At 63.2% G+C, this 21,678-nt stretch carries 20 protein-coding genes; 15 read left to right on the top strand and 5 right to left on the bottom strand.

The annotated features are described in order from the left end of the window. Positions 1-130 precede the first annotated feature (130 nt). Positions 131-3,097 (bottom strand): DNA polymerase I, encoded by a 2,967-nt coding sequence (gene polA, locus BQ8794_RS23665; RefSeq protein ID WP_077381058.1) that lies wholly within the window; start codon positions 3,095-3,097, stop codon positions 131-133. A 604-nt stretch (positions 3,098-3,701) separates the two neighbouring features. Between polA and BQ8794_RS23675 the strand changes: the two genes are divergently transcribed. The 7 genes from BQ8794_RS23675 to BQ8794_RS23705 all read left to right on the top strand — a co-directional run bounded on the left by BQ8794_RS23675 (position 3,702) and on the right by BQ8794_RS23705 (position 10,173). Beyond that, on the top strand, positions 3,702-5,087 hold the full coding sequence (locus BQ8794_RS23675; RefSeq protein ID WP_077381060.1) for a M20/M25/M40 family metallo-hydrolase: 1,386 nt from the start codon (positions 3,702-3,704) through the stop codon (positions 5,085-5,087). Between the two features lie 196 nt (positions 5,088-5,283). Then, entirely contained in the window at positions 5,284-5,904 is a 621-nt protein-coding gene (locus BQ8794_RS23680) for a ribonuclease D (protein ID WP_077381061.1), read from the top strand. 51 nt (positions 5,905-5,955) lie between these two features. Further along, a complete protein-coding gene (locus BQ8794_RS23685; RefSeq protein ID WP_077381062.1) occupies positions 5,956-6,204 on the top strand; it encodes a hypothetical protein in 249 nt (82 codons plus the stop codon). 105 nt (positions 6,205-6,309) lie between these two features. Then, on the top strand, positions 6,310-6,564 hold the full coding sequence (locus BQ8794_RS23690; RefSeq protein ID WP_077381063.1) for a GlsB/YeaQ/YmgE family stress response membrane protein: 255 nt from the start codon (positions 6,310-6,312) through the stop codon (positions 6,562-6,564). A 27-nt stretch (positions 6,565-6,591) separates the two neighbouring features. Beyond that, complete coding sequence (locus BQ8794_RS23695) at positions 6,592-6,738, top strand: hypothetical protein (RefSeq protein ID WP_077381064.1); 147 nt, start codon at positions 6,592-6,594, stop codon at positions 6,736-6,738. A 369-nt stretch (positions 6,739-7,107) separates the two neighbouring features. Then, positions 7,108-9,363, top strand: a complete 2,256-nt coding sequence (locus BQ8794_RS23700) for a transglycosylase domain-containing protein (RefSeq protein WP_077381065.1) — start codon at positions 7,108-7,110, stop codon at positions 9,361-9,363. 57 nt (positions 9,364-9,420) lie between these two features. Further along, complete coding sequence (locus BQ8794_RS23705; RefSeq protein WP_065010150.1) at positions 9,421-10,173, top strand: SDR family NAD(P)-dependent oxidoreductase; 753 nt, start codon at positions 9,421-9,423, stop codon at positions 10,171-10,173. A gap of 142 nt (positions 10,174-10,315) precedes the next feature. Here BQ8794_RS23705 and ybaL read toward each other — a convergent pair whose 3' ends face one another. After that, positions 10,316-12,085, bottom strand: coding sequence for a YbaL family putative K(+) efflux transporter (gene ybaL, locus BQ8794_RS23710; RefSeq protein WP_077381066.1), 1,770 nt, complete (start codon positions 12,083-12,085; stop codon positions 10,316-10,318). A 199-nt stretch (positions 12,086-12,284) separates the two neighbouring features. Continuing rightward, entirely contained in the window at positions 12,285-12,734 is a 450-nt protein-coding gene (locus BQ8794_RS23715) for a baeRF12 domain-containing protein (protein ID WP_077381073.1), read from the bottom strand. A 433-nt stretch (positions 12,735-13,167) separates the two neighbouring features. Between BQ8794_RS23715 and cysG the strand changes: the two genes are divergently transcribed. From cysG to BQ8794_RS23745, 6 genes are all read left to right on the top strand, one after another. Continuing rightward, complete coding sequence (gene cysG, locus BQ8794_RS23720) at positions 13,168-14,619, top strand: siroheme synthase CysG (RefSeq protein WP_077381074.1); 1,452 nt, start codon at positions 13,168-13,170, stop codon at positions 14,617-14,619. Then, on the top strand, positions 14,616-14,921 hold the full coding sequence (locus BQ8794_RS23725) for a DUF2849 domain-containing protein (protein ID WP_077381067.1): 306 nt from the start codon (positions 14,616-14,618) through the stop codon (positions 14,919-14,921). The genes cysG and BQ8794_RS23725 overlap by 4 nt, the downstream gene beginning before the upstream one ends. A gap of 47 nt (positions 14,922-14,968) precedes the next feature. Further along, positions 14,969-16,639: a nitrite/sulfite reductase gene (locus BQ8794_RS23730; RefSeq protein WP_077381068.1), complete on the top strand. Its 1,671-nt coding sequence runs from the start codon at positions 14,969-14,971 to the stop codon at positions 16,637-16,639. After that, positions 16,614-17,378 (top strand): phosphoadenylyl-sulfate reductase, encoded by a 765-nt coding sequence (locus BQ8794_RS23735; protein ID WP_077381069.1) that lies wholly within the window; start codon positions 16,614-16,616, stop codon positions 17,376-17,378. Before BQ8794_RS23730 ends, BQ8794_RS23735 begins: the two co-directional genes overlap by 26 nt. Before the next feature lie 187 nt (positions 17,379-17,565). Continuing rightward, complete coding sequence (locus BQ8794_RS23740; protein ID WP_077381070.1) at positions 17,566-18,102, top strand: DUF934 domain-containing protein; 537 nt, start codon at positions 17,566-17,568, stop codon at positions 18,100-18,102. A 136-nt stretch (positions 18,103-18,238) separates the two neighbouring features. Then, on the top strand, positions 18,239-18,859 hold the full coding sequence (locus BQ8794_RS23745) for a DJ-1/PfpI family protein (protein WP_027153074.1): 621 nt from the start codon (positions 18,239-18,241) through the stop codon (positions 18,857-18,859). A 130-nt stretch (positions 18,860-18,989) separates the two neighbouring features. Here BQ8794_RS23745 and BQ8794_RS23750 read toward each other — a convergent pair whose 3' ends face one another. Both BQ8794_RS23750 and BQ8794_RS23755 read right to left on the bottom strand, forming a co-directional pair. After that, on the bottom strand, positions 18,990-20,012 hold the full coding sequence (locus tag BQ8794_RS23750; RefSeq protein WP_077381075.1) for a fatty acid desaturase: 1,023 nt from the start codon (positions 20,010-20,012) through the stop codon (positions 18,990-18,992). Between the two features lie 135 nt (positions 20,013-20,147). Continuing rightward, on the bottom strand, positions 20,148-20,381 hold the full coding sequence (locus BQ8794_RS23755) for a hypothetical protein (RefSeq protein WP_077381071.1): 234 nt from the start codon (positions 20,379-20,381) through the stop codon (positions 20,148-20,150). 237 nt (positions 20,382-20,618) lie between these two features. Here BQ8794_RS23755 and grpE point away from each other — a divergent pair, with 237 nt between their 5' ends. Beyond that, positions 20,619-21,254 (top strand): nucleotide exchange factor GrpE, encoded by a 636-nt coding sequence (grpE, locus tag BQ8794_RS23760; RefSeq protein ID WP_077381072.1) that lies wholly within the window; start codon positions 20,619-20,621, stop codon positions 21,252-21,254. Positions 21,255-21,359: 105 nt separating this feature from the next. Continuing rightward, positions 21,360-21,678, top strand: a 319-nt coding sequence (locus BQ8794_RS23765; RefSeq protein ID WP_174654519.1) for a transposase, incomplete at its 3' end; no start/stop codon positions are given.

Consider the following 21,678-nt stretch of genomic DNA (forward strand, 5'->3'; position numbering starts at 1 on the left):
CCGATTCCCCGCTGCAACACCTATCTTAGCGCATATGCCCCTTGAGGGGGAGATGTCCGGCAGGACAGAGGGGGGCGCGAAGGATCCCTACAGATTGCAACTGGTCGGCTGCGGACATCCACATGAGGCCCTAATGCGCCTCTTCCCAATTGTTGGCGGCGCGGGCGTCGACGTGCAGCGGCACCGACATCGACACCGCCGGCATCGCGGCGTTCTCCATGACATGGCGTACGACGGGGATCGTCGCCTCGACCTCCGCTTCGGCCGTCTCGAACACCAGTTCGTCATGCACTTGCAGCAGCATGCGGCCGGAAAGCTTCGCCTTTTCCAGCGCTTCGTCCATGCGTATCATGGCGCGGCGGATGATGTCGGCCGCGGTGCCCTGCAGCCGGGCATTGATCGAGGCGCGCTCGTTGAAGGCACGGACTGACGGGTTTGACGACCGTATCTCCGGATAGTGGATGCGGCGGCCGAAGATCGTTTCGACATAGCCGTATTCGCGGGCATAGGCCTTGGTCGCGTCGATATAATCGCGGATGCCGGGGAACCGTTCGAAGTATTTCTTGATATAGGCGCCGGCCTCTTCGCGCGGGATCGACAGCTGGTTTGCCAGGCCAAAGGCGGAAATGCCATAGATGATGCCAAAATTGATCGCCTTGGCGCGGCGGCGTACCTCCGAGGGCATGCCCTCGACCGGCACGTTGAACATCTCCGACGCGGTGATGGCGTGGATGTCGGCGCCGTCGGCAAACGCCTGCTTGAGCTGCGGGATCTCGGCGACATGGGCGAGCACACGCAGCTCGATCTGGCTGTAGTCGGCGGAAACCAGCTTATTGCCCTTGTCGGCGATGAAGGCCGTCCGGATCTTTCGCCCCTCGATGGTGCGTACCGGAATGTTCTGCAGATTGGGATCGGAGGACGACAGCCGGCCCGTCGTCGTTGCGGCAAGCGCGTATGAGGTGTGGACGCGCTTCGTATCGGGATGGACGAAACCGGGCAGCGCATCGGTATAGGTCGATTTCAATTTGGTCAGCTGGCGCCAGTCGACGATCTTGCGCGGCAGCTCGTGGCCTTCTGCGGCGAGGTCTTCCAGGAGCTGCGCCGAGGTCGACCATTGGCCGGTCTTGGTCTTGGAGCCGCCGGGCAGGCCCATCCTGCCGAACAGGATATCGCCGAGCTGTTTTGGCGAGCCGATATTGATGCGCTCGCCGACGAGCTGGTAGATCTCGTCCTCCAGCCGCGCGGCGCCCTGTGCCAGTTCGCCAGAGAGCCGCGACAGGATCTGCCGGTCGACGGAGATGCCGCGCTGCTCCATCCTTGCCAGAACCGGCACCAGCGGCCGTTCCAGCCGCTCGTAGACCGAGACGAGGCCCTTGGCGGCAAGCCGTGGCTTCAGCACCCGCCAGAGCCTGAGCGTCACATCGGCGTGCTCCGCGGCATAGGCCGTTGCCTTGTCGATGTCGACCTGGTCGAAGCCGACGAAGCTTCTTCCAGAGCCGGCCAGTTCCTTGAGGGCAATGGTCGAGTGGCCGAGCCACTTTTCCGACAGAGCCGCCATGCTGTGGCCGCCGGACGTGCCTGCCTCGAGCACGTAGGAAATCAGCATGGTGTCGTCGAAGGGTGCGATGTCGATGCCGTGGCGGCTCATCACGACAAGGTCGTATTTCAGCTCCTGAACGATCTTGAGAACCGACCTGTCCTCCAGCAACGGCTTCAGGGTGGCAAGCGCCTCACGGATCGGGATCTGGTTTTCGACCACTCCGCCGCCGAGCAGGTCGCCATTGCCACTTTTGTGGGCGAGCGGCACATAGGCGGCGCGACCGGGCGCAGTGGCTATAGACAGGCCGATCAGCTCGGCCTGCATCGGATCGGCTGAATTGGTCTCGGTGTCGAAGGCGACGATGCCGGCCTCCATCGCCACGGCCACCCATGCCTTCAACACTTCAGTGTCGCGGATGGAGACGTAGGCGCTGGTGTCGATCTTGCTGGCAGTGGCGTCCTCGTAGCGAAGCGCCGAAAGAAGCGAAGGGGTGTCGCCTTGCTTGGGTTCCACCTTGACGGTGGCCGGCACCGCTTCCCCGGCCTCGTCTGTCACTGTGCCTGCCGCGCTTTCGGCGGCGGCCGGCACGCCAAACCCCATATCGGGACCATGCGCGGTGTCGGCGCGCTCGATAATGACGGGAACGGGTTTGACGTCAGCCGCTTCTGTTCCGGTCGCTTCCGCCACGCGGCGGGTCAGCGAGGAGAATTCCATCGTCTTGAGGAAGCCGATCAGCCTTGGTCCGTCGGGCGGGTGCAACACGAAATCATCGAGCCCGCCGTTCACCGGCACGTCGTTCTTCAGCGTCACCAGATCACGCGAGATGCGCGCCTTGTCGGCGTTGGCGATGATCGATTCGCGGCGCTTGTCCTGCTTGATCTCGGTGGCACGGGCGAGCAGCGTATCGAGATCGCCGAACTGTTCCAGCAATTGCGCCGCAGTCTTCGGCCCGATGCCGGGCACGCCCGGCACATTATCGACCGAATCGCCGGTCAGCGCCTGCAGGTCGATCATTTTTTCCGGCGGCACGCCCCATTTCTCGATCACCTCGGGAACGCCGATTTGGCGGTCCTTCATCGGGTCGTACATGGCGACCGAAGGGCCGACCAGCTGCATCAGATCCTTGTCGGAGGAGATGATGGTGGTGTCGGCGCTGGCTTCGCAGGCAAGCCGGCAATAGGTGGCGATCAGGTCGTCGGCCTCGTAGCCCTCTGTCTCGATACAGGGCAGGTTGAAGGCCCTGGTCGCCTGGCGGATCAGGCCGAACTGCGGGATCAGATCTTCCGGCGGCGCCGAGCGGTTGGCCTTGTATTCGGGGTAGAGGTCGTTGCGGAAGGTTTTCGACGAATAGTCGAAGATGACGGCGAAATGCGTCGGCACGATGCCGACATCGGTGTTGCGGGCGTCCTGCGTCAGCTTCCACACCATGTTGCAGAAGCCGAGGACGGCACTGGTCGGCAGCCCATCGGATTTTCGGGTCAGCGGCGGTAGCGCGTGATAGGCACGGAAGATGTAGCCGGAGCCGTCGACAAGGAACAGATGATCGCCTTTTTTCATGGGACGAAGGGATAGCGCGGCGCGGCGTCGTGGTCCATGCCAAAGGCGGCCCCAACCACCGCTTCCGGCAACATCCCTGACACGTCGATCCGATCACGGCTATGTTACGAAAGTGTAATCTTTGTGCCCTTGAATCGCCACGTTCGGAGACACAGATAAACGCCATCGGCATTTTTCGCCGAGTCCGGAGCAAGGCCCGTCCCCCGCCTATCCCGGACACTTGCGGCAGCCTATCCCCCCTCTCCGGGCTGCCGCATCGTTTCGAGTAAAGGCCGCCGTGGTTCCCCCTCCACCACGGCGGCATTTTTTTGCCTTTCGGTGCCCGTGGTCCAACGCAGGGCAGTCGGGTGAACCCGCTTGCCCTTCTTTTTTGCTGCCTCAAACGCCGGCGGTCGCATCCGCGACCTTGGCTTCACGCGCCAAAAGGCGCGACGGCCGGTCGGCCTTGCCATTTTCGCTTCGCGAAAATGGTTTCCACCGCCCGTTCGGCTCGATCGAAGAATTTTTCCTTCACCCGATTGCCCTGTGGTCCAACGACCGCCGGCTTTTCGTTTCTGCCTCGCAGCTTTAGGGTTGCCGCTCAGATTCGAAAGGCCTGATAAAGATGTCCAGAATTTCTCCCGTCCTCGACCGCCTCGACAAAAATCTCGACGAGAGCCTGGAGCGCCTGTTTGGCCTGCTCAGGATCAAGTCGATCTCCACCGATCCATCCTATGCCGCAGACTGCCGCAAGGCGGCAGAATGGTTGGTGGCTGAGCTCAAGCTGATCGGCTTCGACGCAAGCGTGCGAGACACGCCAGGCCATCCGATGGTGGTAGCGCACCATGACGGGCCGGCGGGCGCGCCGCATGTCCTGTTCTATGGCCACTACGACGTGCAGCCGGTCGACCCGATCGAGCTTTGGGAACGCGATCCGTTCGCGCCTTCGGTAAAGCAGATCGAGCCCGGCCGCCAGGTGATCGCGGGACGTGGTTCGGCCGACGACAAGGGGCAGTTGATGACCTTCGTCGAGGCTTGCCGCGCCTGGAAGCAGGTGCATGGCGGGCTGCCGTGCCGCATCACAATCCTGTTCGAGGGCGAGGAGGAGTCCGGCTCGCCATCGCTGAAGCCGTTCCTCGAGGCAAATGCGGTCGAACTCAAGGCCGACTTCGCGCTTGTCTGCGACACCGGCATGTGGGACCGCGATACACCGTCGATCTGCGTCGCGCTGCGCGGGCTGGTCGGCGAGGAGATCACGGTGAAAGCCGCCGACCGCGACCTGCATTCCGGTCTCTATGGCGGTGCTGCCGCCAATCCGATTCGCATCCTGGCCAGGATCCTGGCCGACATCCACGACAAGGACGGCCGCGTCACCATTCCCGGTTTCTATGAGGGTGTCGAGGAGACGCCTTCGCAGTTCCTGAAGTCGTGGGAGGCGCTCGGCGAGACCGCCGAGACGTTCCTTGGGCCTGTCGGCCTGTCGATCCCTTCCGGCGAACACGGCCGCTCGGTGCTCGAACTCACCTGGGCGCGGCCGACTGCCGAGTTCAACGGCATTACAGGTGGCTATACCGGCAAAGGGTTCAAGACGGTGATCGCGGCGGAAGCCTCGGCAAAAGTGTCTTTCCGCCTCGTCCACAAGCAGAATCCGGATAAGATCCGCGCCGCTTTCCAGGCCTTCGTCACAGAGCGCATCCCGGCCGACTGCTCAGTCGATTTCCACCCGCATGGCGGCTCGCCGGCGATCCAGCTTTCCTACGACTCGCCATTTCTCGCCAAGGCCAAGGACGCGCTGTCCGACGAGTGGCCGAAGCCGGCGGTGACCACGGGAAGCGGCGGCTCGATCCCGGTGGTCGGCGATTTCCAGACTTATCTCGGCATCGAATCCTTGCTGGTCGGTTTCGGGCTCGACGATGACCGCATCCATTCGCCTAACGAGAAGTACGAGATGAGTTCCTTCCACAAGGGCCAGCGCTCGTGGGCGCGCATTCTCGACGCGCTGACACGCTGAGAGGGCGAGACTGCAACTTTCTGTTGATTTTTCATCGGATCGCGGCGAGGACAACCTAAAGCGCGTCGCGTTTGACCTGCCTGATGCGACGCGCTTTAGGTTGTTGTTTTATGCATGTCGTTATCGCAAAACCGCTGCACACTTTTGCGCGACATGCATTAGAGCGACGCGCGCCCCGTCGCGACCGGAGAAGACGATGAGCGATATCCGCTTCCACAAGAACGACCTGCCGGGGCTCCTGCACTACGACGTCGGGGCGGTCGCCATCGACACGGAGACGCTGGGGCTGAACCCGCATCGCGACCGGCTTTGCGTGGTGCAGATCTCGCCGGGCGACGGTTCCGCCGACGTCATCCAGATCGCGCCCGGCCAGAAGAAGGCGCCAAACCTCGTCAGCCTGCTCAGGAACCGCAGCATAACCAAGCTGTTCCATTTCGGCCGTTTCGATCTCGCCGTGCTCTACAACGCCTTCGGCGTCATGCCGGAGCCGGTGTTTTGCACCAAGATCGCCTCGCGGCTGACCCGAACCTACACCGATCGGCACGGGCTGAAGGACATCTGCTTTGAGCTTCTCAGCGTCAGCCTGTCGAAGGCGCAGCAATCGTCGGACTGGGCGGCGGAGACGCTGTCGCCCGAACAACTCGAATACGCAGCCTCCGACGTGCTCTATCTGCACCAGTTGCGCGATGTGCTGACGATGCGGCTGGCGCGCGACAACCGGACCAAGGAGGCCGAGGCCTGCTTCCGCTTCCTGCCGACGCGTGCAAAACTCGACCTGATGGGCTGGGATGAGGCGGACATCTTCGCCCACAGCTAAGTGGAACCAGGTGTTCGCCTCGACGTTCTATCGATCGATGGAGGGGACGAAATGGCTGCCAGAAAACCAATCGAAACAGCACCCAGGGATGGCTCCAAGGTCACCGTCTACTGGAAGGACAGCGACGGGGTGATGAACGAATCCATCGCGCAGTACAGGTCGCTCGACCGGCTGAAAGCGGCCGGCGGCGACTGGGACGAGAACGACACCGGCTGGTGGGCCTATACGGACGGTCATACGCAAAGAAAGATCGATCCGATCAGCTGGCGGCCCGCATCCGGGGATGACGACGGCGAATGACGCCGCTGGCGGCGCCGGCTTCTTTCCAATAGGTTGGACCTGTTGCAATCGGAGGTCGATTCGGAGCTTTCTGCTCCGCGACCATTCGCGCGAGAGGGATCTGCATTGGGTACTGAGAGCCTGCTTGTCTTCATCATCATCGGCGCCATCGCCGGCTGGCTCGCCGGCTTGATCGTCAAGGGTTTCGGCCTCGGCCTGATCGGCAATATCGTCGTCGGCATCGTCGGCGCCTTGATAGCCGGCTGGCTCTTCCCAAGGCTAGGATTCGCCATAGGCGGTGGCATATTTGCCTCCATTATCCACGCCACGATCGGCGCGGTGATCCTGCTCGTGCTGATCAAGCTGGTGAAGCAGGCCTGATCCTGCGAAGCACATCAAGGGCGCGCCATGAAACAGAACATGCTCTATCTCGTCATCGGCGGGCTCGTCGTCGTGGTCATCGCACTCGGCATCTATGTCTATCGCGAGCAAACCAGGCCGGAGGGCGTGGAACTCAAGATCGATGACAAGGGTATATCGATCCAGCAGAATTGAGCGGCGTTGGGTTGGCGCGGCAAGGGTGCCGACGACCTACCCACATCATATCCACTATTTCCGCCCTTCCGGTCAGGTTCTCAGGTGATATCCCAGTCCAACTTCAAAGCCAGTGAGGCTGTGCGAGCCACGCTCTGACACGCTGGCCTTCTTCTCGCTGGCATCGACAGCCGGTCGACCGGCAGTGCTCGCATACGACTTAACCCGCCCTTAAATCGCCGCAACTACTCTGCACCCCGAACGCCATGGAGCAACGTTCGTCCGTTCGGACGCACGCTCTAAGACTTTGAAGCTTCGCATCGGCTTTTCCGAAAATCGATTCCGATTTTCGGGCCGATGCGACAGGCATCGGGACAGACAGCACAGCGCATGGCGAACCGCAGAGACAGCCGCATCGAACCGAGCTTCGAGGGACCGCCACGGGCGAAATCCTCGGCCGGTTTTTCGGTGAGCGAGGAGGATCGCGTCGTGCCGAGCAACCGCAAGACCTCTGCAAAGCGCCAATCGGCCAGGACAAGACCGTCGCGTCGCGGGCGCGGCAAAAGCCGGCGTGGCCTGTTCGCCGTGCTCGGCCGGTTGGCCTACTGGTGCTTCGTGCTGGCCATCTGGGGCGGCATCGCCGCCGCCGGCATCGTCGTCTATTACGGCGCGAAAATGCCGGCGGCCACCACATGGGCCATCCCCGACCGCGCGCCCAATATCAGGATCGTCTCGGTCGACGGAAAACTGCTCGCCAATCGCGGCATGAGCGGCGGCGAAGCCGTCGGCCTGCATGAAATGTCGACCTATATTCCCGAGGCCGTCATCGCCATCGAAGATCGCCGCTTCTATTCGCATTTGGGCATCGACCCGATCGGCCTGTCCAGAGCCATGGTGGCCAACGTTGTCGGCGGGCGTTTTTCGCAGGGCGGCTCGACGCTGACCCAGCAACTGGCGAAAAACCTGTTCCTGACGCCCGACCGCACGCTGGAACGCAAGGTGCAGGAAGTGCTTCTGGCGCTGTGGCTCGAGCACAAGCACACCAAGGACCAGATCCTCGAAATGTATCTCAACCGGGTCTATTTCGGCTCCGGCGCCTATGGTGTGGAAGCGGCCTCGCGCCGCTATTTCGGCAAGAGCGCGCGCGACGTCACGCTGCCGGAAGCCGCACTTCTCGCTGGCCTGTTGAAAGCGCCGTCGCGACTGTCTCCGGCGCGTGACCCGAAGGCCGCCGAGCGGCGCTCGCAGCTTGTTCTCGCCGCCATGCGCGACGAAGGCAAGATCAGCGCCAAGGAACTGACCACGGCGATGAGCGCGCCGGCGTCGCGGGTAGCATCCTACTGGACGGGCTCGGAAAACTACGTCGCCGACGCCATCGTGGAAGAACTGCCCGACCTGATCGGCGACGTGCGCGGCGACATCATCGTCGACACCACCGTCGACCTGACGCTGCAGAAGCTCGCCGAACAATCGATCCGCCGGCTGATCGACGGCAGCGGCAAGAAGCTCAATGCCAGCCAGGGCGTGCTGGTGTCGATCGACAATTCCGGCGCGGTACGCGCCATGGTCGGCGGCTATGATTATTCGACCAGCCAGTTCGACCGCGCCTCGGAGGCGCGCCGCCAGCCGGGCTCGGCGTTCAAGCCCTTTGTTTACATGGCGGCGCTGGAAGCCGGCCGCACACCCGACAGCGTGCGCAATGACGCGCCGATCAAAATTGGCAAATGGACGCCAACCAACTACGGCGGCAAGTATTTCGGCAAGGTGACGCTGGCGACGGCGCTGGCGAAGTCGCTGAACTCGGTGGCCGCCCAGCTGACAATGGAAGTCGGGCCTGACGCGGTCGTCGAGGCGGCGCATCGCATGGGTGTCCAGTCCGACCTCACGGCCAACACCTCGATCGCGCTCGGCACCTCTGAAGTGACACCGCTGGAACTGACGTCGGCCTATGTCCCCTTCGCCAATGGCGGCTACCGGCCGGAAGTGCATTTCATCCGCCGCGTGACGACAGCCGGCGGCAAGGTGCTCTACGACAACAATGGCGGCGGCGCCCCGCGCGTCATCAAACCCGAGATCGTCGGCATGATGAACTCTATGATGATGGGCACTGTTGAAATCGGCACTGCCAGGAAGGCGGCCTTTGCCTGGCCGGCCGCCGGCAAGACCGGCACCAGCCAGAATTCGCGCGACGCCTGGTTCATCGGCTATACCGCCAATCTCACCACCGGAGTCTGGTTCGGCAATGACGATGGCGGTCCGATGAAGAAGGTCACCGGCGGCGCGCTGCCGGCGCAGGCCTGGCACGAGTTCATGGTCGCCGCGCACGAAGGCGTGCCGGTGCGGCCGCTGCCTGGAACATGGAGGTCGACGCCTGCCGATACGATCGTGCAGGACGAATTACCGCCCAACACCGCGCAACCGGCGCCGATGCCGTCCGCTTCGGTTGGCCAATCGGCGCCGTCCGCCCAAAAAGCGTCGCCGCCTCGCGCCTTGCGTCCTGCCGAAACGGTCGATGCCGGCGGCTTCGGCATGCCGGGCGGTGGCGGCACCACCGCATCGATCAAGCGCCCAGTGCCGCCTGGCGATGTCGGCGGCCCGGTCAAGAAGCGGCAGACCTCGATCCTCGACATCCTCACCGGCGGCTGACCCCCTCGTCATCGTTGCCGTGTTCCGCTACATCTGCGGGTTAAAGAGAGATCGTGAATGGCCGAGACCGACACCAGAAAGACCATCGTGCTGACCGGCGCCAGCCGCGGCATCGGCCATGCCACGGTCAAGCGCTTTTCGCGCGAAGGCTGGCGCGTCATCACCTGCTCGCGCCAGGCCTTTGCCGACGACTGCCCGTGGCCGGCCGGTCCGGAGGACCATATCAAGGTCGATCTCGCCGACCAGGAGGATGTCGGCATCGCGATCTCGGAGATCCGCCATCGGCTGGAGGCGCATGGCGGCCAGCTCCATGCGCTGGTCAACAATGCCGGTATCTCGCCGAAGCTCAAGGACGGCAACAGCCGCATGAATTCGATCGACACGCCGATGCATGTCTGGCGCGACGTGTTCCAGGTCAATTTCTTCGCGCCGATCATGCTGGCGCGGGGATTGTTCAGGGAATTGGCGTCGGCCAAGGGCTCGATCGTCAACGTCACCTCCATCGCCGGCACTCGCGTGCATCCCTTCGCCGGCACCGCTTATGCGACGTCGAAGGCGGCGCTTGGCTCGCTGACGCGCGAAATGGCGCATGATTTCGGCCCGCACGGCATCCGCGTCAACGCCATCGCACCTGGCGAGATCGACACGGCGATCCTGTCACCGGGCACAGAAAAGATCGTCGAGACGATTCCGCTGCGGCGGCTGGGCACCACGGCGGAAGTCGCCGACATCATCTTCTTCCTGTGCTCACAGCAGGCGTCCTATGTGACGGGCTCGGAAATCCACATCAATGGCGGCCAGCACGTGTGAGCTTTTGATCAATCGTTGAACATCCCCCTGCCGGGACCTTCTCCCCGTGAAAAACGGGGAGAAGGGGGCTTGACCGCAGCGCTGGCGACCCCTTCTCCCCGTTCTTCACGGGGAGAGGGTAAGGGTGAGGGGCGGCGCAGGCTTAGGCTGCTGAAGGCGCTTTCGGTGCTGCCAAAACCTCTTCCACAATCCCACGGGCGATCTCGCGCTCGCCCATGATGACCGTGTCGGCTCCGAGCCCCTTGAGATGCTCGACCTCGGCATCGGAATGGGCGCGGGCGATGACGTTGATCTTCGGGTTGGCGGCGCGCGCGCGCAGTACGATCTGTCCCGCCTCGAAGGCGTTTGGAATGGCGAGGATGAGCCGCTTCGCGCCCTCGGGATTGGCAGCGGCGAACACCTCGCCATTCGCGGCGTTGCCGGACACGGTTTCGATGCCTTCGTCCCTTAGCTTCGCCAGCGTCTTGTCGGCATCCTCGATGACGAGGAAGGGCAGGGCGGCCTCCTTCAACGATGCGCCGACGAGGCTGCCGACACGGCCATAGCCGACCAGGATGGAATGGCCGGTAAGCGCTGTCCTGGGCGGCGGGCCGTCCTCTTTCACCGGTGCCGCAACCGAAGCCAACTGGCCTGGCTCCGTGGCGGGGCCGATCGGCTTTGCCTCGTCGAGCGACGCCGCCTTGCCGGCGCGCCTCTCCAGCCATGGTTTCATCCAGTCGACGGCAAGGAACATCAGCGGGTTGAGGACGATCGACAGGATAGCACCGGCGAGGATGAGGTCGCGTCCTTGTTCGGGCAGCAGCCCCAGCCCGACGCCGAGCTCGGCCAGGATGAACGAGAATTCGCCGATCTGGGCCAGGCTTGCCGAAATCATCAAGGCGGTCGCGATCGGATAGCGGAAGACGACGACGATGGCGAAGGCGGCCAGCGATTTGCCGATGACGATGATGGCCAGTGTCGCCAGAATCGGCCAGCCATTGCTGATCAGGCTGAACGGATCGAACAGCATGCCGACCGAAACGAAGAACAGCACGGAAAAGGCGTCGCGCAGCGGCAGCGATTCCTCGGCCGCTCGATGGCTGAGTTCGGATTCGCTCATGATCATGCCGGCGAAAAAAGCGCCCAGCGCCAGCGAGACGCCGAATAGCTTGGCCGCGCCGAAGGCCACCCCGAGCGCGATGGCCAGCACCGCCAGCCGGAACAATTCACGCGACCCGGTATGGGCGACGTAGTGCAGGATCCAGGGGATGACACGGCGGCCGACCACCAGCATGACGACGACAAAGGCCGCGACCTTGGCCAGCGTGATGCCGACGACGCCCCAGATGCCGTAGCTGGCCGGCAGCGACAGCAGGCTGCTATGGGTCTCCACTTGCTGCTGGCCGCCCAGCACGCCAGCCAACGCCGGCAAAAGCACCAGTGCCAGCACCATGGCCAGATCCTCGACAATCAGCCAGCCGACCGCGATGCGGCCACGCTCGGTCTCGATCAGCCGCCGTTCCTGCAAGGCACGCAACAGCACCACCGTCGAGGCGACGGATAGCGCCAGCCCGAACACCAGCCCCGCGCCCATCGACCAGCCGAGCATCCAGGCAAGAACGGCGCCGAGCGCTGTCGCGAAGCCGATCTGCACGATGGCGCCGGGCACGGCGATGGCGCGGACCGACAACAAATCCTTCAACGAGAAATGCAGGCCGACGCCGAACATCAACAGGATCACGCCGATTTCGGCGAGTTCGTTCGCGAGGCCGGCATCGGCGACGAAGCCCGGCGTGTTCGGCCCGACCAGCACGCCGGCGATGAGGTAGCCGACCAGCGGCGGGATGCGGAAGCGATTGGCAAGTGCGCCGAAAACGAAAGCCAGCCCCAAACCGGCGACGATGGTGGCGATAAGGGGCGTGTCATGCGGCATGGTCTATGGAGCGCCTTTCAAAATCACGATGTCGGATATGCGCCGCCAAAAAGCAGCCGCCTTTGCAATATGGCGGCTCGGATGGCCGCGAGGCAACCCGCAAATGCCATGAAATCGATGACAAGGATGACAGAAGGCGAGCCGCTCGGGCTAGCAGTGGTTGCTGCAAGAAAACGGCTGGCGCGCCTGATGCCAGCGATCAGGCGGCCTGCAGCAGGTTCTCGATGTCGACGATGGTGTGGTTGGTCAGCGTCTTCGGAATTTCCAATGTGATTTTCTCGGCAACCTCCTTGTGCAGTTTTCGACGCATGTCACCCAGTACCTGCGGCGGTGCGATCAGCACCATCTCCTTGAAGGCGCCGCGATGCGCGAGCTTGTACAGGCGCTCGGCAATTTCGTCGGCGAAACGCTCCTTGCCGAGGCGATGCCAGTCAGTGTCCTCGACTGCGCTGCGGTGGACGGATGGGCCGTCGCTGTAGCGACCGGGGCGGTCCGAACCTTGCTCTCGCGTCGCCGGATTTTCCTGTTCCATCTCCTGCATGACCTGAAGGTCGGGATATTGGGTGTCGCCGCGGTTCTCTAGGAACAGCGCCTTCTCGCCGTCGGCCACCACGACCCACAGTCCGCGTTTCAGCTTGAGGTTATTCACCGGAGCGCTCCTTTTTCTGTTTTTCATGGTTTTCCAGGCCCGTCTCTGGAGCCATTGCCGCAGCTGAACAGCCAGGCTCGGATTCGCACAGGCAAACGCGCGCCGAGGCAGGAATGTTCCGGTGACGGCAAGAACGGCGAGCGAGCCCACGGGGATGACGGCGTTCCGCGCATCTCGGCTTTAATCTACTAGATTGGTAGAATTTAGAAAAAAGTGTTTTGTAATATACTTCGCTTGTCGCTAGAACGGCCGCAGATCAAGGCTCGCAACAGCGGCTTGGATCCGCTCCACTCGTGGGTGTGGAATTTTTTTCTCCTGCCTCTGGTGCTTGCGGAAAAGCGATTGCTTCGCACGAAGCGATGCGCGAGTGCGTTCCTTCTGCTTTTTCGCGCCCGCGCGTAAAACCGACAGCGTATTCAGGATCCCGCTCGCTATGCCGCAGGCCCCCGCCAAGCTCAACGCCTTTCCCGTCTTTCTGCGGGTCGCGGGCGAAGCCGTGGCCATCGTCGGCGGCGGCGAGGAGGCTCTGGCCAAGGCGCGGCTGATCGGCCAGTCAAGCGCCGTCTTGCGCATCATAGCCGATGCCCCGGAGCACGAGTTGCTGGCCTTCATCGCCGCGAATGGCGCCGTCCACATCGCTGCCGCCTACGAGGCCCCACATCTCGAAGGCGCGGTGATGGTGTTTGCTGCCAGCGGCAACGAGGCGCTTGACCGCCGCGTTGCCGAGGATGCGCGTCGGCTGGGCATTCCGGTCAATGCCGTCGATCGGCCGGAGCTGTGCGATTTCTTCACCCCGGCGCTGGTCAACCGCGCGCCGGTCGCCATTGCCATCGGCACGGAAGGGGCGGGCCCGGTGCTTGCCCAGATGCTGCGCAGCCGCATCGACCGCATGCTGTCGCCGTCGCTCGGGCCGCTTGCTTCGCTTGCTGCCTCGTTGCGCGGCGCCGCTGAGAGATTGCTGCCGAAAGGCAATGCCCGCCGCCGCTTCTGGAGCGAGTTTTTCGGCGGCGCGCCGGCCCGCGCCATGGAGGCTGGCCAGCTTTCGCAGGCGCATGATGCCGCAGTCGACCTGTTGCTTTCGAATGCGCCGGCATCGGGACACATCGCCCTGGTGGGAGCCGGTCCTGGCGCCGAGGACCTGCTGACGCTGCGCGCCCACCGCCTGCTGATGGAAGCCGATGTCATCGTCCACGATGCGCTGGTGCCGGAGGCGATCGTCGCCATGGGCCGCCGCGACGCCGAGCGTCTGCCGGTGGGCAAACGCAAGGGCTGCCACACCAAGAGCCAGGCCGAGATCAACGCGCTGCTGATCGAGCTCGGCCGCGACGGCAAGCGCGTCGTGCGGCTGAAATCCGGCGATCCGCTGGTGTTCGGCCGGGCGGGCGAGGAAATGGCAGCGCTGCGCGATGCCGGCATCGCCTATGAGGTGGTGCCGGGCGTCACCGCGGCCTTCGCCGCCGCCGCCGATTTCGAGTTGCCGTTGACGCTGCGCGGCGTATCGTCGTCGATGGTGTTCACCACCGGCCACGACCTCAAGGGAAATTCGCTGCCCGACTGGGCCAAGCTCGCCATTTCCGGCGCCACGGTCGCCGTCTATATGGGCCGCTCGGTCGCGGCCGAGGTTGCCGGCCGGCTGATCGAGGCTGGCCTGTCGCCGGATACGGCGGTCGCCGTGGTCGAGAATGCCAGCCTTGCCAACCGCCGCCGTTTCCACGGCACGCTCGCCGACCTGCCGTCGCTGGAGGTCCGCGCCGACCTTACCGGTCCGGTCATGACGATCATCGGCGATGCGGTCGCCGGGGCCAATTTTGAACGGTCCGAGCCGCTGGCGGCACACAGGCATGAAGGCGCGGCCCAAACAGCCGCCGAAGGAGCTGAACGATGAAAGTGCTGACTGCAAACCGCCTCGCCGACGGTGAAGCCGTCTGGTACGCCAATGGCGGCTGGGCCGAGACCATCGACAATGCCGATGTCGCCCATGACAAGGCGGCTGAAGACCGGCTGGAGGCGATCGGCGCCACGGCCTCTGCCAACAATGAAGTGGTCGACGTCAATCTGATCGACGTGACCGTCGCCAATGGTGTCGTCGAGCCGGTCCGGCTGCGCGAAAAGATCCGCGCCGCCGGCCCGACCAACCGCAACGACTTGGGCAAGCAGGCCCGCCCGGTAGCCGCCCGGGCGGCGTAAACGACCACATCGAAGACAACGGGCGGACGCGCCCGGAAAGACCAGACATGTACCGTTACGATGAGTTCGATCACGATTTCGTCCAGGCCCGCGTCGCCGAGTTCAGCGATCAGGTCGCGCGGCGGCTTGCCGGCGAGATCACCGAGGATCAGTTCCGGCCGCTGCGGCTGATGAACGGCGTCTACCTGCAGTTGCACGCCTATATGCTGCGCATCGCGGTGCCTTACGGCACGCTGAACAGCAAGCAGTTGCGCATGCTCGGCCACATCGCCCGCAAATACGACAAAGGCTACGGCCATTTCACGACGCGCCAGAACATCCAGTTCAACTGGCCGGCGCTGTCGGACATTCCGGCGATCCTGGCCGATCTGGCGAGCGTCGAGATGCACGCCATCCAGACCAGCGGCAACTGCATACGCAACGTCACCGCCGACCACTTTGCCGGTGCCGCCGCCGACGAGGTGGCCGATCCGCGTCCTTATGCGGAAATCCTGCGCCAATGGTCATCCGTGCATCCGGAATTCTCGTTCCTTCCGAGAAAATTCAAGATCGCGGTGACCGGCGCCGAGCGCGACCGCGCCGCCATCCAGACGCATGACATCGGTCTGCATTTGAAGAAGAACGCTGCCGGCGAACTCGGTTTCGCCGTCTATGTCGGCGGCGGCCAGGGCCGTACGCCGATGATCGCCAAGAAGATCCGCGACTTCCTGCCCGAGGCCGACCTTCTGTCCTATTGCACGGCGATCCTGCGCGTTTACAACCTCTACGGCCGCCGCGACAACAAATACAAGGCGCGCATCAAGATCCTCGTCCACGAGACCGGGGTCGAGGAGATCACCCGCCAGGTCGAGGCCGAATGGCAGGAGATGAAGGATGCGGATCTAAAACTGCCGGAAGCCGACATCCGCGCCATCGATGCCTACTTCGCACCACCGGCGCTGGTCGAACGGCCGGAAGGCGACGAGGCGGTCAAGCTCGCCCGCCTCGATTCGAAGAGCTTTTCGGAATGGCTCGACCAGAACGTGGTGACCCACCGCCACCCCGATTATGCCGCCGTGACCATCTCGCTCAAGGGCATTGGCGAAGCGCCGGGCGATGCCTCCGACAGCCAGATGGAAGCGGTCGCCGACCTTGCCGAAAAACATGCTTTCGACGAGCTGCGCGTCAGCCATGAGCAGAACCTGATCCTGCCGCATGTCGCGCGTGCCGACCTCAAGGCGGTCTATGACGCGCTGGTCGACATCGGACTGGCGACCGCCAATTCCAACCTGATATCAGACATCATCTCGTGCCCGGGCCTCGACTATTGCGCGCTGGCCACGGCGCGCTCGATTCCGGTCGCGCAGGAAATCTCGCTTCGTTTCGCTTCGCTCGAGCGGCAGCGCGAGATCGGCGAATTGAAGCTGAAGATTTCCGGCTGCATCAATGCCTGCGGCCATCACCATGTCGGCCATATCGGCATCCTCGGCGTCGAGAAGAAGGGCGCCGAACTCTACCAGGTCACGCTCGGCGGCTCGGCCGACGAGAATACCTCGGTCGGCGAGATCATCGGCCGCGGCTTCAGCTCGGCAGAGATCACCGACGCCATCGAGCAGATCGTCGAGACCTATCTCGGGCTTCGACTGGACAGAACCGAAAAATTCATCGACGCCTACCGCCGTGTCGGTCCCGCGCCGTTCAAGGAGGCGCTCTATGCTGGCGAAGCCAAGGCCGCTTGATCGTATCATCGACGCCGAGGCCGGCATCGCCGCCGAAGCGGCGGGGCTCGATGCGCTCTATGGTCATCTCAAGCCGCTGGAGATCATCGAGCGGTCGGCCCGGGAATTCTTTCACGGTGAAATCGCCGCGGTTTCGTCGTTCGGGGCGGATTCGGCAGTGCTGCTGCACATGATCGCCAAGATCGACCGGACGCTGCCGGTCATCTTCCTCGACACCGGCAAGCACTTCGAGGAGACGCTCAGCTATCGCGACGCGCTGGTTGCCGATTTCGGGCTGACCGATATAAGGGTGATCACGCCCGAAGAAGCGGCGCTCGAACGGATCGATCCGACCGGTAATCTGAACGAAACCGACACCGACGCCTGCTGCGACGTCCGCAAGGTCGAGCCGCTGGCGCGCGGCGTCGATCCGTTCCGCGCCTGGTTCACCGGCCGCAAGCGTTTTCAGGCGACGACGCGGGCATCCCTTCCGGTGTTCGAGGCGGTCGGCTCGCGCATTCGCATCAATCCGCTGGCGCATTGGACGACATCAGACCAGGCCAACTATATGCGCACGCATGCGCTGCGTGAGAATCCGCTGGTCGCCTATGGCTATCTCTCGATAGGCTGCTTCCCGTGCACGCAGCCGGTGCAGCCGGGCGAGGATGCACGCAGCGGCCGCTGGGTGGGGCACGCCAAGACTGAGTGCGGCATCCATTTGTCGGGGCTGGAGAAGTCGCTGACCGACGCATCGCTTTAGGGTATGTCGATATTCAGGTGAGGCCGGCCTGCGAATGGCGGCTTCCTGCGCTTCCGGTGCTCACGTACCCAAAGTACGCTCCGCTCCGGTTCTCGGAAGCCACCATTCTCGCCTCGGCCTGACCTGAATCTCAACACACCCTCGAGCGTTTTGAACTTTAGAATTTTGTGGACATGGGAATTTCTCGATGAGTGAATCGATAGCGGAAAACGCCACCCGCCTCTGGACCCCGACAGGTTTTAGCGAGGACGCGTGGAGCCATGCCGAGAGCGCCGACGCGCTGTCCGGCAATGGCCGCTTCATCCTGCCGCTGCAGGTGTTTCTCGACCTCGATCCGGCGGTGCGCCGGTCGGCGAAGGAGCGCCTCGGCGTGCTGCTTCAGCCCGGCGATCAGCTCGAAAAGATCGCGGACCTGCTCGACCAGATATCGCTGGTGGCGCTGGCCTTCCCGGCTTTCAGTGACGGCCGCTCCTTCTCCAAGGGCGAACTGCTGCGCAGCCGCTACCGCTTCGAGGGCGCGGTCCGCGCCACCGGACAGGTTCTGGTCGACCAGCTTCCGCATATGCTGCGCCTCGGCTTCGACGAGTTCGAAGTATCAAATCCAGTGTTGCTGAAACGGCTCGAGGAAGGCCGCACCGGCGGTCTGCCGCTCTCCTACCAGCCGACCGTGAAGCCGGAGGCCAAAGGCCCCAAATATTCCTGGCGGCGGGTGCGCGCCGGCTGATCTTCCCGACGGAGCAGGTCGCATCTGGTCGGACCACTTTGCCGATTCAATCTTTTATTTTCGGCGTCCGCACCTTAAGATAGGGCCTATTATTTCGCGATCCGAAATAAATTCGCCACCAAGGGAGGAACCGGGAATGGCTGGTAAGAAGATACTGATGCTCGTTGGCGAGTTCAGCGAGGAATACGAGATTTTCGTCTTTGAACAGGCCATGCATGCGGTCGGCCACACCGTCCATGTCGTGTGTCCCGACAAGAAGGCGGGCGATATCCTGAAGACGTCGCTGCACGACTTCGAGGGCCACCAGACCTATACGGAAAAGCTCGGCCACGACTACATCCTCAACAAGACGTTTTCCGAGGTCAATCCGGCTGAATACGATGCCGTCTATGCGGCGGGCGGGCGTGGCCCGGAATATATCCGTATCGACAAGCGCGTGCAGGCGCTGGTGCGGCATTTCCACGAGACCGGCAAGCCGATCTTCACCATCTGCCACGGCGCCCAGATCCTGATGGCGGTCGACGGCGTGCTGCGTGGCAGGGAGGTCGCGGCGCTGCAGTATTGCGAGCCGGAAGTCACGCTCGCCGGCGGCACCTACATCGATGTCGCGCCGACCGGCGCCCATGTCGACGGCAATCTGGTGTCGGCCAAGGGCTGGCCGGGGCTGGCCGCCTTCATGCGCGAATGCCTGAAAGTGCTCGGCACCGAGATTCGCCACGGCGAGATCCTGATGCGGGACGAACGCCAGGCGGCTTGAGCCGAGCCTTGGAAACCGCCGCGCCTGTGGTGCGGCGGGCCTGGCTCGGATATTTCCCGCTAGCGCCGCGTCGTTTCCGAAAATCGATTTCGATTTTTGCTACGCTGACCATCGGTTCGGGGTCATGCATTTATGCAGTCATCCGCGCTTCGCGAAACGACACCAGCTTGCTGCGGCTCTCATCCCACAGCGCCAGCTTGACGCAGCGCAGGCTGTCGAGAAGCGTGACGCGGCCAATTTCGCGCAGTTCCGGATAGTCCCTCAGGACCTCCTGCAGACGATAGCACGGCACCTTGGCGGAGAGGTGGTGCACGTGATGGACGCCGATATTGCCGGTGAACCAGTTCAGTACCGGCGGCAGGTCGTAATAGGACGAGCCGTGCAGGGCCGCATGCTGGAACTCCCATTCGGAGTCCTTTGCCCACTCTGTCTCTTCGAACTGGTGCTGGACATAGAACAGCCAGATGCCGGCGGACCCGGCGAGAACGACGATGGGCAAATGGACGACCAGGAAGGCTTCGAGGCCGACGAACCAGACGAGGGCGGCGGCGGCGACCGCGATGGCCGCGTTGGTGGCCATCGACGACACCCAGGGCGTGAGGCCGCCTCGCATCATGCCGACCGGCAGTCTCTGCTCAAAGATGAAAAGCCAAATGGGGCCGAGGCCGAACATGACGAGCGGATGGCGATAGAGACGATAGGCAAGGCGGCCCCGCCAGGACATTTGCCGATATTCCGCGACAGTCAGCGTCTTGATGTCACCCGTGCCGCGCTCATCGAGATTGCCGGCGCTGGCATGATGGGTTGCGTGGGCACGTCGCCAGCAATCGTAAGGCGTCAAAGTCAGGATGCCCAGGCCGCGGCCGATCCAGTCGTCGGCGGTGCGGTTGGCGAAGAAGGAACCGTGGCCGCAATCGTGCTGGATCATGAAGATCCGCACCAGAAAGCCGGCGGCCGGAAGGATGAGGATCAGACCCCACCAATGGCCATAGGCATAGGCAGCCGAGGACAGGGCCCACAGCGTGGCAAAAGGGATGAGGGTGATGGCAAGTTCGACGGCGCTGCGCCGCCTGTCAGGTTTCTTGTAGCGCGCCAGGATCTTCAACCAGGCACGCTTGCTGTTCGCTACAGCTTCGGGGGAAATCATGTTCATCATGAAGCATAGACGGACCATTCCGTCGCCGCAAGGCAGGCATCACGCAAAGTTACTGCGGGTAATTGTCGCGCGACGCGCAAGCTGCTGCCCAAAGGCATGCCAACGGCACGCAGCGACAGGCGTGTGTGTCGTCTATCGCCGGCTGCCACCGGCGGCTACGCTGCTTTCGATGCCGTCCAGGCGGTCAAGCAATTCCCTGAAACGATCGGGAATGTCGTTCTCCGTCCGGAACGCCGGCAACGCGCGCAGAAAGTGCATCGTTGCCTCCGTGCCGAACTGGCGCCTGATGCCGGCCGCCAGCCTTTCACGTCTTTCGTCATCGTTGCGGGCGCCATTCTTACGGTCGCCGTCGTTGCGGGTCGCCATCTCAAAATCCTGTGTCGGTTTCGAAACTCTTCCAGCAGACGAATGGTTCCCCCATCGCAGCATCTTGGCAAGCAAAGTCGGCGGTTACAGTAAAATTTGAATTAATATCGAAAGGTCTTCATGATGCGTCGTCGAAGCGCGAGCGGCCGCTCCAGTATCGCTTGCCCCTTGATTTTTGGCCGCCAAACCTCGATATCGGGCACAAATCCACACCATTGGAAATGACGGGAAACGGCGATGAGCGACCAGGCAAAAGACGAACGCGCGCCCGATGAAGCCGAGACGATCGGGGCTGCCACCGAACGCACGGAAGGCAGCGCCGACGGCGACTATGAAGCGCTTGTGCGGCTGCTGAAGGAAAACGACGAGTTGAAGGACCGCGCGCTCCGCGTCGCAGCCGAGATGGAGAATCTGCGCCGCCGTACCGCCCGTGACGTGCACGATGCACGCGCCTATGCGGTTGCCAATTTCGCCCGTGACATGCTGGCGGTATCGGACAATCTACGCCGTGCGCTGGATGCGATCCCGGCTGAGTCCAAGGCGTCGGGTGATGCCGGTTTGAAGTCACTGATCGAGGGCGTCGAGCTCACCGAGCGCGCCATGCTATCGGCGCTCGAGCGGCACGGAGTGAAGAAGCTCGAGCCGGAAGGCGAGAAATTCGACCCGAATTTCCATCAGGCGATGTTCGAGGTGCCCAATCCGGAGGTGCCGGCCAACACGGTGGTCCAGGTCGTGCAGCCAGGCTATTCGATCGGCGAGCGGGTGCTGCGGCCGGCCATGGTCGGCGTTGCCAAGGGCGGTCCCAAGCATGTAGCGAGCGAAGCGCCGGTCGAGCCAGGGCCGGTGAATGAGCAAGCTGAGAAGGATGCCTGAATAAGGAGTAGTGCCCCATTCGGCAGCAACCGCCACCAAAACTTGAGGGGACTGTCAGGAATTCTGTGCGCGAGGCCATGATGATGGAAAGGAGAGAATCATCACATGGCTATCGAGAAGGAACTTCTGGACCATTTGCTTGCCGGCCGCGATCCGAATGAGGTGTTTGCCAAGGACGGATTGCTCGACGACCTGAAGAAGGCGCTTTCGGAACGGATTCTGAACGCTGAACTCGACGAGCACCTTGGGGACGAACGCACCGACGGCAGCGCCAATCGCCGCAACGGCCATTCGAGGAAGTCGGTTCTGGCGGGGACGTCGAAGATGACGCTGTCGATCCCGCGTGACCGGGCCGGGACCTTCGATCCGAAGCTGATCGCCAAATACCAGCGCCGCTTTTCCGATTTCGACGACAAGATCATCT

The sequence above is a fragment of the Mesorhizobium prunaredense genome, assembly GCF_900156895.1.
Lineage (GTDB): Bacteria > Pseudomonadota > Alphaproteobacteria > Rhizobiales > Rhizobiaceae > Mesorhizobium > Mesorhizobium prunaredense.